11 protein-coding genes are annotated in these 11,402 nt (G+C 37.8%); 1 reads left to right on the plus strand and 10 read right to left on the minus strand.

Annotated features, from left to right (window positions below):
- The first annotated feature begins 196 nt into the window (after positions 1–196).
- Complete coding sequence (locus tag P9M13_02170) at positions 197–670, plus strand: GNAT family N-acetyltransferase (protein ID MDP8262093.1); 474 nt, start codon at positions 197–199, stop codon at positions 668–670.
- A gap of 16 nt (positions 671–686) precedes the next feature.
- On the opposite strand, the gene P9M13_02175 is transcribed toward P9M13_02170, so the two are convergent.
- From P9M13_02175 to P9M13_02220, 10 genes are all read right to left on the minus strand, one after another.
- Positions 687–1,250: an aminodeoxychorismate/anthranilate synthase component II gene (locus P9M13_02175; GenBank protein ID MDP8262094.1), complete on the minus strand. Its 564-nt coding sequence runs from the start codon at positions 1,248–1,250 to the stop codon at positions 687–689.
- A complete protein-coding gene (gene trpE, locus P9M13_02180; protein MDP8262095.1) occupies positions 1,247–2,737 on the minus strand; it encodes an anthranilate synthase component I in 1,491 nt (496 codons plus the stop codon). The genes P9M13_02175 and trpE overlap by 4 nt, the downstream gene beginning before the upstream one ends.
- A gap of 96 nt (positions 2,738–2,833) precedes the next feature.
- Positions 2,834–3,211 (minus strand): phosphoribosyl-AMP cyclohydrolase, encoded by a 378-nt coding sequence (gene hisI / locus P9M13_02185; GenBank protein MDP8262096.1) that lies wholly within the window; start codon positions 3,209–3,211, stop codon positions 2,834–2,836.
- On the minus strand, positions 3,208–3,975 hold the full coding sequence (hisF, locus tag P9M13_02190) for an imidazole glycerol phosphate synthase subunit HisF (GenBank protein MDP8262097.1): 768 nt from the start codon (positions 3,973–3,975) through the stop codon (positions 3,208–3,210). The genes hisI and hisF overlap by 4 nt, the downstream gene beginning before the upstream one ends.
- Positions 3,957–4,679: a 1-(5-phosphoribosyl)-5-[(5-phosphoribosylamino)methylideneamino]imidazole-4-carboxamide isomerase gene (gene hisA / locus P9M13_02195; GenBank protein ID MDP8262098.1), complete on the minus strand. Its 723-nt coding sequence runs from the start codon at positions 4,677–4,679 to the stop codon at positions 3,957–3,959. Before hisA ends, hisF begins: the two co-directional genes overlap by 19 nt.
- Positions 4,680–4,689: 10 nt before the next feature.
- On the minus strand, positions 4,690–5,295 hold the full coding sequence (gene hisH, locus P9M13_02200) for an imidazole glycerol phosphate synthase subunit HisH (protein MDP8262099.1): 606 nt from the start codon (positions 5,293–5,295) through the stop codon (positions 4,690–4,692).
- A gap of 118 nt (positions 5,296–5,413) precedes the next feature.
- Entirely contained in the window at positions 5,414–6,001 is a 588-nt protein-coding gene (hisB, locus tag P9M13_02205; GenBank protein ID MDP8262100.1) for an imidazoleglycerol-phosphate dehydratase HisB, read from the minus strand.
- Positions 5,998–7,299, minus strand: coding sequence for a histidinol dehydrogenase (gene hisD / locus P9M13_02210; GenBank protein MDP8262101.1), 1,302 nt, complete (start codon positions 7,297–7,299; stop codon positions 5,998–6,000). The genes hisB and hisD overlap by 4 nt, the downstream gene beginning before the upstream one ends.
- Before the next feature lie 80 nt (positions 7,300–7,379).
- Positions 7,380–7,697 carry a hypothetical protein gene (locus P9M13_02215; protein MDP8262102.1) on the minus strand — a complete coding sequence of 106 codons (318 nt, stop codon included), beginning with the start codon at positions 7,695–7,697 and terminating at the stop codon, positions 7,380–7,382.
- Between the two features lie 353 nt (positions 7,698–8,050).
- Positions 8,051–11,170 (minus strand): YdcF family protein, encoded by a 3,120-nt coding sequence (locus P9M13_02220; protein ID MDP8262103.1) that lies wholly within the window; start codon positions 11,168–11,170, stop codon positions 8,051–8,053.
- Positions 11,171–11,402 lie beyond the last annotated feature (232 nt).

Genomic DNA, 11,402 nt, shown 5'->3' on the forward strand with positions numbered 1-11,402 from the left:
GTAGATATAATCGTCTTTTGTAATCCAATTTTTTAAGCGAAATCCTTTCGCGAATATGACCCTTTGTTTAAAAACCTCTAATTAAGCTTAAAATCATACCTTATGCGTATTGTTGCGGAATCGTTGACTCGAATATCTTTATCTTTACACAAAAGCTGTTTTTTATTATAATAACGTCCATCATTCAGGAGGTCATATGAATATTAGAAAAGTAACGAGAGCCGACATCCCAAAAGTAATCAAATTGATCATCAATATTCTGGAAACAGAGTTTGGTAAAGAAGCAATGGCTTATCCCCAGCTTGATATCTATAACCTAGAGAACACCTATTGCGGACCAAGAGACGCTTTTTTTATTGCCGAAAAAAATGGCATCCTTATAGGAACAGCAGCGATCAAAGAAGATGACAAGGAAAATGCCCTCTTAAGACGTGTCTTTGTAAATCCAAAATTCAGAGGTAAAGGATACGGTAAAAGTCTTGTGCAAAAAGCGATCGATTTTTGCACAAAAAAACACTTCAAAAGAATCTTTTTCCGCGGCACAACACGTATGGACACCGCGTTATTTTTATGTAAAAAAGAAGGTTTTGTTGAACAGGAACGGCTTGAACTAGATGATTTTCAGATCATTGTATGTGCTCGAGATATCACAGACGCTAACGGCAAGTAATTCTTTATTCCACTGATTATATCTCAAGAAAATTTTTCAGAAGCTTTTTCCCTTCACCCGTAAGTATTGATTCAGGATGAAATTGAACGCCCCATAAAGGAAAGTCTTTGTGTTTAATCCCCATGATTTCTTTTTCCTGTGTTTCAGCAATAATTTCAAGCTCTTCAGGAAAATCACTTCGTCTTACAATAAGAGAATGGTATCGTGTCGCTTCAAAAGGATTTAAGAGTCCCTTAAAAATTTCTTTTTCATTATGATGAATAGGTGAAACCTTTCCATGCATCAATCTGTCAGCACATACCACCGCCCCGCCATACACCTCTGCTACACACTGATGTCCGAGACACACACCTAGGATAGGTACTTTTCCTGCAAATGTCTTTATAACATCTTTTGATATGCCCGCTTCTTTAGGAGTGCAAGGACCCGGTGATATTACTATTTTTTCAGGTTTACGCTTACCTATTTCCTCAACAGAAATAACATCATTCCTGTACACTTCAAGTTGCGCACCAAGCTCCCCTAAATATTGCACAAGATTATACGTAAACGAATCATAATTATCGACAACAAGTATCATTGTGAAACCCCGCCCATTTGTGCTTTTTCAAGAGCTTTAAGCATAGCCCCAGCCTTATTCAATGTTTCCTGATATTCTTTTTCCGGAACAGAATCAGCAACAATACCTGCCCCAGCCTGAATATAGGCGATATTATCTTTTACGACTATCGTTCTGATAGTAATACAAGAATCCAAATTCCCCGAAAAACCGAAATAGAGTATCGCTCCCGCGTATGGACCGCGTTTAGTCGGTTCGAGTTCCTCAATAATCTCCATTGCGCGTATTTTTGGAGCGCCACTAACTGTTCCAGCAGGAAATACCGCTCGCAAAACATCAAACTGATCCTTCCCCTCAGCAAGTTTTCCCTCAACGTTTGATACTATATGCATAACATGTGAATATCGTTCAATAAGCATTAAATCAGTTACACTGACACTTCCCATCTCGCATACCCGGCCAATATCATTTCTTCCTAGATCAACAAGCATTATGTGTTCAGCACGCTCTTTTGGATCAGCGAGTAATTTTTCTGCAAGATCATTATCTTCGGCATCATCTTTTCCTCGCTTGAATGTTCCCGCTATAGGTCGAACAGTAACTGCATCTTTCTCACACCGAACAAGCATTTCAGGAGACGATCCAACAATATCTATATCATCAAATTTTAGATAATACATATACGGGGACGGATTAACCGATCGCAATGCGCGATACACATCAAAAGAAGTGCAATCAATCTTTGTCTGAAGTCTTTGCGATAGAACTCCCTGAATAATGTCCCCAGCCTTAATATATTCTTTTGTACGTCGAACAATTTCCTCGTATTTTGACTGTTCCATATTTGACTGTATTTCAAGTTTTCGCGGAACAGGATTCTCTTCAAGGATAGATATTGGCATGGGCTGGGCAATTTGTTCTAAGAGCTCTTCAATTTTTTTAATCGCCCCGTCATAAACATCCTCAGGTGTTTCATCGGGAGATATATATGCATTTGCAGTAACTTTTATCGTATGATTAACGTGATCAAATATCAAGATGGTATCAGTAAGCATAAAATAACAGTCAGGAATACCAACGGTATCTTTTTTCTCTATTTCTACCGTTTCAAAATACTTCACCATATCATATCCAACATAGCCCACTGCCCCGCCAAAAAAACGCGGTAAGGACTCGTTTTCTACCACACGGTACATAGCCATAATCTTTTTGAGTTCATCAAGCGGGTCAATCTTTGCCTCAAAACATGTCTTTCGGCCATGATCTACTATCTCAATGGCTTTACCAACACTGCGAAAGACTATTTTCGGGTTAATCCCGATGAATGAATACCGGGCTAACCGTTCACCGCCTTCAACGCTTTCAAGTAAAAAGGCATGCGATAAATCCTTGAAACGCAGAAATGATGAAACAGGCGTCTCCGTATCAGCAAGTATTTCCTTGTATACTGATATGAGATTGCCTTTTTTCGCTAATTCAATAAATGTGTTTTTGTCTGGATAATACATAGTTTAGTTCATGGTTAATCGTTCATACCCATAAAATTTAAGTAAATTTTTCTGGGTATTGTCCCCGCAGGGGATAGAAAAAAATAATGAACGAAATTAATAAACTTTTTTAGGATCGAAAACTTTCTTTCCGACAGTTTTAAATTCACCTTTTGTGTTAAGTTTTTTGAAGAAACATGTCCTGTAGCCTTCATGGCATGCTCCGCCAATTTGTTTTACTTTAATAAGAACCGTATCATTATCACAGTCGAAAAATATGCTTTTTACAGACTGTGTGTGCCCTGAACTCTCGCCTTTTAACCAATACTTTTTGCGTGATCGTGACCAGAAATGTGTCTTTTTTGTTTCAATGGTCTTTTCCAGCGAAGTTTCATTCATATAAGCAACCATAAGAACTTCATTTGTTTTATAGTCTTGAATAATCGCCGGGATCAACCCCTTATCATCATATTTTAATTTTTTTGTTATTTTCATAATCGTACACTTACTCCTTTCGATCGTAAGAATTCTTTCGTTTGTCTAATACTGTACTGCCCATAATGAAAAATCGAAGCGGCAAGAACCGCATCAGCTTTACCGTATTCTATTCCTTCCCATAAATGATCAAGAGTCCCTGCACCACCTGAGGCTATGACCGGTATCGAAACAGATTCTGATATCGCCTTAGTCAATTCAATATCATACCCTGATAATGTACCATCTTTATCCATACTCGTAAGCAAAATTTCTCCTGCACCGCGATCCTGCACCTCTTGCGCCCATTTCACCGCATCAATACCTTTAGGCGTACGGCCACCATGTGTATATACTTCCCATGAAGGCACAGCAGCACCCGCAACAGCTTTTGCATCAATTGCAACAACAATGCACTGCGAACCAAAACGCCGCGCCGCATTATTTATAAAGTCAGGATTATCAATAGCAGCTGTATTCATTGATACCTTGTCAGCACCGCTGCTTAATAATTCTTTAATATCGTCAATAGTCCGCACACCGCCGCCTACCGTAACCGGCATAAATGCACGTTCAGCAGTTCTTCGAACAACATCAAGTATAATTCCCCTTTGTTCGTGCGATGCGGTTATATCAAGAAAAACAAGCTCGTCTGCACCTTCTTTATCATAGAATGCAGCAATCTCTACCGGATCACCCGCATCACGAAGATTAAGAAATTTTGTTCCTTTTACGACCCTGCCGTCTTTAACATCTAAACAAGGTATTATTCTTTTTGTGAGCATAATGAAATCGCTTCCCTTAAATCAATATTTTCTTCGTATAACGCTTTACCGACAATAACGCCATTCATGTTAAGCAAAAGGAGATCCCTTATATCCTCAATAGCCGAAACACCTCCTGAAGCTATAATTTCAATATCAACTTCTCGCTGAAGTTCCTTCAAAAATTCGAAATTTGGTCGTGTCAAAGCACCGTCACGAGCAATATCTGTACAAATGATATGTGTAACACCGATCGATTCAACTTTTTTTGCTAAATCAATTGCGGACATATTTCCTTTTTCTGTCCATCCCTTTCCGTAAACGATCCCGTCTTTCGAATCAATACCAACAACGATTTTTCCCGGAAACAATTTTATGCATTCAGTCAAAAAATCAAAATCCTCAATTGCTTTTGTTCCAAGAACAACCCTGTCAACACCGCACCCGAGCACTTTTTCAATAGATTCAAAATCCCTGAGACCACCACCCAGTTCAATTTTTGCATCAGTATTTTTAGCAATTGCCTTGATATGATCAAAATTAACAAGTTTACCTGTTAACGCACCATCAAGATCAACAACATGAATGATTTCTGCACCGCCATCTTCCCACTTCTTTGCTATGCTCACAGGATCAGATGAGTACACCTTCACCTGATCAAACCGTCCTTGAAATAATCTTACACATTTTCCGTCTTTTAAATCTATTGCAGGTATCACTATCATATTTTTTCCCTTACTTAAGCTCACAAAATGATTTTAACATAGCCAGTCCCTTTTCCTGACTCTTTTCAGGGTGAAACTGTGTCGCAAACACATTATCTTTCCATATCATTGATGTAAAATCATTGCCGTAGGAAGTTTCACAGCAGACCACTTCTTTTTGCTCTGATTGCACATAATAGGAGTGCACAAAATACATATACTCATTATCCGGAATATTTTCTAAAAGAGGACACTCTTTTTGTGTTTTCCGGATTTGATTCCACCCCATATGCGGAATTTTCATATCGCCGGTAAACCGTAAAACTGTACCCTTAAAAATAGATAATCCGTCAACCCCTGGACTTTCTTCGCTCTTTTCAAAAAGAAGTTGTATCCCTAAACATATCCCCAAAAAGTATGTACCTTTATTAATACACTCTATGAGCGCTTCTTTAAGCCCTCTTTTTTCGAGTTCGGCCATTGCATCACCAAATGCACCAACACCAGGTAAAATAACCTTTTCAGCCGATATAATATCTTGAGCTGAAGAAGTAACGAGAGCCTGGTAGCCAAGATGCTCTACGGCTTTTTGCACACTTCTCAAATTCCCCATTCCATAATCAACTATAACTATCATAAATCCCTAACTAATAAATGGGCACAAAACCCCACCCTTTGATTATAACTATTAACGACTGTGTGCGAGAAAAGATACTACTAACCGTTACATATCACACTTGACCCATCGCGGTATATTACAGAAGACCCTTCGTTGAGGGAACGCCTTTTTCTCTTTTATCGATTCCAACTGCCATTTCAACTGCTTTTGCGAGTCCTTTGAAAACAGCTTCAAATATGTGATGTACATTTTTACCATAGAGTAAAGATACGTGCAGCGTAATACCAGAATTTATCACAAAAGCGTATAAGAATTCTTCGATTAACTGAGGATCAAAGTTTCGTATTTTCTTTTTACCGTAATCAACACCATAAACCAAGAATGGTCGATTACTAATATCAAGCGCAACACTGACAAGTGATTCATCCATAGGAAGCATACAATGGCCATATCGACGTATTCCCGCTTTTGTTCCCAATGCTTTTTTAAGGGCTTTTCCTAATGTTATGCCAACATCTTCTATCGTATGGTGATGATCAACACCTAAATCACCTTTTGCTCTTATCGTAAGATCAATCTTAGAATGTCTTGAGAAAAGTTCAAGCATATGATCGAAAAATTCTATACCTGTATTGATTGAACTTTTTCCGACACCATCAATATTGATCTTTATATCTATCTTGGTCTCTCTCGTATCTCTCTTTAATTGCGCGGACCTTTTCATTTCCTTCTCCTTTTTTCAAAACGTTTGCTCACTGATCTGCCATGAGCATCCAGTCCTTCAATATCAGTAAATTTTATAATATTTTGCGCCGAAGATTGCAACGCACTCTTCGAATACTTTACTACATTGATCTTTTTAATAAAATCATCAAGTGATAACCCCGAAAATGCACGCGCACTACCGCCAGTCGGCAACACATGGCTTGCACCAGCTATAAAATCAGCGACTGCAACAGGAGAATAATCGCCAAGGAGTATAGTCCCTGCATGTTTTATTTTGTGTGCTAATTTATCGCTATCTCGAGTCATGATCTCTAAATGTTCAGGAGCAAACGCGTTAACAACTTCGACGCCTTCATCAATGTTTTCAACAAGTGCGATCATTGCGTTTTTCATGAGTGACTGTTCAATAATTTCTTTACGCGACAATCCGCGAGCTTGCGTGATCATTTCCCTTTTTACTTTCTGGGCAAGCTCATAAGACGGCGTTACCAGTAAACACCGTGACATTTCGTCGTGTTCTGCTTGAGAAAGAAGATCAATCGCAATGTATGCAGGATTTGCTTTATCATCAGCAAGAATCGCAATTTCACTTGGGCCCGCAATAAGATCTACCCCGACAAAACCATATACCTGCCTCTTTGCACTTGCAACATACATGTTTCCCGGTCCGACAATTTTATCAACTTTCGGCAATGTTTCTGTACCGAATGCAAGACCCGCTATTGCCTGCGCGCCCCCAACTTTATATATATTTTTAACCCCTAAAAAATATGCGGCAGAAAGTATGTAAGGATTAACTCTCTTTTCGATCGAAGGAGGGGTCATAATGACAATTTCCTTAACACCGGCAACCTGAGCGAGCACAACAGTCATAAGTATGGTAGATACGAGGGGTGCAGTACCTCCCGGGATATATACTCCAACTTTTTCTATCGGACTAAAAAGAACCTTGTTTGATTTACCCTTTTTTGTTTTACATACAAACTGCTTCCGTTTTTGCTGTGAATAATATTCGGTGATATTGTCTTTTGCTTCCTTAAATGCATCTTTAAATTCACGTGTCACAACAGCAAGCGCTTCAATAAACTCAACTTCATCGACCTTTAACTCCTCAGGCCGCATAAAAACTTTATCAAATTTGCTTGTATAATCCAGGAGAGCTTTATCCCCGTAATATCTCACATCATCGATAATAGCTTTTACCTTACTATCAACATCGGCACTTATCTCCCCGCTTTTCAAAAAAGCGTTAAGCTTTTCTCTGCCTTTTTCCTCATTATATCTAATTATTTCCATAGACGTATTTATACCATCTTTAGTACAGCAAAACAATATAAAAAGGTTTATGCAAAAAATGAGATTTTACGCAAATATCACTAGAGAGCATAATCACAGAGCTCTGCATATACAGCACTTCCAATACTATAAACTTCCTTTCCCGACGACGCCCCAACACTTTTTACAATTATATTGTAATTGTTCTTTTCTACTTTACGGATAATAAGTTCTCGTAAAAACAGCTCTAGCTCAGGCCCCCACGCATCAAAATATCGGTAAAACACTGTAGCCAGAATCATGTTGTTATAGTTGAGCGATTCCAATAATTTCTTTCTTATAAATTCCTTTTCTCTGTAATTATTTGTTACATAGTTTTTATATTCGCTTAAAGTAATCGCCAATAAAGATGCGCGCATTTCAAGTAGCGGAAGAAATGCTTCAGGGTAAACCGGGTATTTTTCTAGTTCCTGCTTGTAGTCAGCACAAAATCTAACAATTTTTCCGGCAGTCGCATGTTTCCTTGCCTCTATAATGATATCTTTGTCCGTTCTCTTTTTTAAATCATACGCTTTCTGGGCAACTATTATACCTCATTTTTCTATCTTAACCACTGGTACGAATTTTGGGGAGTATTATATAAAGGGGACGTTCACCTTTTATTTTTACTTTTTGGACGACCTTGAGCTCGAAACTGCAAGAATTTATGTGAAATCCTTTCTAGTTTCTTAATGAACGACTCCTCGTCTCGCTTCCTTCGTCCATCGTTTTATTATGCCTGTAATTCTAATAATTTATACGCCCTCTGAACTTCATTAAGCGAGGGGACACCCATATCAAGTATTTTTAATAAACCGATTTTTGCCGAGTTGATATTCCTCATCCAGAATTCTTTCGCCTTTATCTTTTCTTCTTCTGTAAGCGATTCATCATTGTCTATCTCGTCAAAGATTTTTTTCGTATTAACAATAAGAGCCTCAAGTTCCTTTACAGGATCAGTATCAACGGATGAAACAATATCCACAAACCTTGTTATATATTTAATATAGGAATCGCTTAGATATCTGTCACCCGATGAATATACATCAGCTATGCTTACCAATGCCAGGAGCTTAAGAAGATTATCCCGTATCTCCCGCTTCGAAAGTTTTTTATTTATTTCGTGTAACTTGTTTACTGTATTATCTATATCTGTTAAAAGATTTTCGGGATATGTAAAATTATTATAATCATTATATTTATTAAGACAGTATAAACACCAGAATGCATCATGCTGGCGTATCATTAACTTAACTACTTCCCTGTCAAACGTGCGTACTCCGAGCTTTTCTAAAAGATCATCCGCGAGATATATACCGCTAATTCGATGTTGATTTGCATCAGGCCTATCTATCTCAGGAGAAATCTTTACTTTATTTTTCAGCAGTCTCCCGTAATCATGAAGCACCAGGCTCAGATAAAACGGTTCTATAAAAATAGGGTTAATTTTTTTATCGCTGTATCCCTTTAACTTTTCTTCAAACAAGCCCGGCGTTAAATCAGGGTGCGTTCTAGGATCATCTTCAAGACCAAGCCGCTGATACACGCTTTTATATAAATCATCATATTTACCCCTTATCATATCCTGTCCGCCGCCTATCATATCTTTTATATGCGATATTCTATCTATCTCCTTCTTGTTTATTGGATTTGTATTGACTCCCTGTCCTTTCAACTGAAAATACAATTTTCCCCACGCACCGTCCTTCATCTCTGTTTTTATTCCGATAGGCCAGCTGTCCGCTATATCCAAATAACTTGACGGTGTGTTTTCTAACATCCATTCGAATAGTTTTAAAACATCTTCATCTTTGTCAGCAACCGCAGTCATTATTCTCATTAATTCTTCACCTTTGCTTTTATCAAGCAATGCGTGGTGATTACGGATAAGCGGAACTAATTTCTTAAGCACCGGATGATCCCCATCATTATCTTTTGCGTTTTTATCGCTTTTTGCATATTCATTTATAATGTTTTCAATTTGCGTAAATATTACGCCATACCCACTTAATCTTAAATAAGCATCAGAAATATCAGGTGGTATTTTTACCTGTGCAATATCACCTTTTCCGTTGGGGCCATACTCATCGAATTTATCAAATTCTGCCAATGCCTTTTTAATAAAAAGATCTCTTTCTTCTTCATTCATTGTCTTCAGTTGAGGAATAAACGGCGCGTAAGAATATGAACGCGTTTTTTCACCAAACCAGCGGTCAACCGTTGCCTTTGCCCTTCTTTGAAATACCGGATGCTGGAGTATTATAACGGTATCATGCGGGATATTGTTATCTTCAAGTATTTTTTTAGCATTTAAAATATTTTCCTTGGAATTAGTCGATTGATTCTCAATAATAATTACATCAGAAGGAACACCTTTTGCCATCATTATTTCCTTGAATATTTCAGCTTCTGATTTTCCTTCCGCATTATCTATTTTATAATCTGACTCCATTATGTTTTTACGCAGTAATTTTGTTTCATTATCCGGACCGATTACCTTGCTGGCACCGCCGGAAATGCAAATCATTTTGGCTTTTTTCTGATTATATAATTCAACCGCTTTTTCAACTGTTTCAATCCGACTGTTTCCTAAAACTAACATTAAATCAACAGGCTCATCCGGCAATTCGTCTCTCTGCGCCAGAAATTCAATGATTTTCTGTTCATAACTCTTTGGTTCTGCAAGTTTTAAATCAAAAACGTTATGTTCATTTTCAGCAGTCATATCGAACTGCCCAAATCGAAAATTATTTATTGTCATCTTTAAATTTTTTCCAAATATACCTTCTTTATTATATTTATTAATAACTTCCTTTATCTTAATAATTTGTTCAGGCGTATATTTATCACTTTTAATACGGCCTATACTCATATGAACTATATCAGGCTTAAACCAGTCCTTAAACCTTCCGTCAAGATCTAACCTGCTTCTCACCTCCAATATCTTCTTTGTGAAATCTCCATCTGTTATACGCATAATGATTACGCCATTATTTGTAAGTTCCAACTCACCTGTAAATGATGCCTCTCCTTCCTCAATTCCCTTCAAGGATTCCAATAAATCATTCTTTGTTTTTACAATATCTTTTCTTTCAAGTATTTCATCAATAAACACTCTTTTTCTCGTAGAAATACTCATATGAAAATTCTCGGGTGAATTTAATTGAAGGACTTCCTCAGAACACGCATCCCTGAGATCTTTGGCAAGTTTTTCCAATTCATCTATCACTTCTTTATTAAAACCTCTCACCAATAAAATCACCATGTCAGTCAGATTTTTATCTCCAGCATTAAAATGTGTATTCAGCATAGTTTTTAATTCTTCCGGATTAACATTCAACAACTTTTCAAGGTATATTTGAGGGTTCTCGGAAGTAATATAATCACCATAAAAAACATTTGAATACGGAAGCCCTCTTTTAAACCAATTAAAACAAAGCAGTGCTCGCCCTGTAAGACGTTTTCCTAAATCAGGGTAATTTTCAGCAATTGTTTTTATTTTACCTATTATATCTTTTTCATAAACAGAATCATCGCTTACCATCATTTTTTCAAGATTTTTAAACACCGGCAGCGCGTCAACTTCCTCCGCCGAGATCGTTTCATTAATTGAACCGGGTACCGCGGCAAGCGGCTGTTTTTGAGCAACTTTTCGGTCGGTTACGACCCCTCTTACTTCTCCAATGATCTCCTTGAATCCGTCCCGTTGACCTTCTGATTGAGGAGCAAGGCAGGCTTTACTGTACGCATTCTGAGGGGCGGCTAAAACAGTGTTTGTGAACATAAAAGCAGCACATACAACAAGCGATATTGCCTTTACCGCGATTTTGCGCCTCGCAAGATATGTCTTCATATACCCCATCCCCGTAAGATAGTTATAATTATCTGTAAACCCTCAATCAAACATAATAATTATACCTGAAAGATCCACACTTGTCAAGGGCACCACAAAAAGTCCACAGCTTTGAAGAATCAAGGGGATTTTTTGCGTATTTCTTTGCAGGGATAAGAGTTCAAGATTCAGAGACAAAAAGGTAGTGCAACTTAAATTACAGAATGCTAATACATAGGAGGCACCGGCTAGA

Source organism: Candidatus Ancaeobacter aquaticus, from assembly GCA_030765405.1.
Lineage (GTDB): Bacteria > Auribacterota > Ancaeobacteria > Ancaeobacterales > Ancaeobacteraceae > Ancaeobacter > Ancaeobacter aquaticus.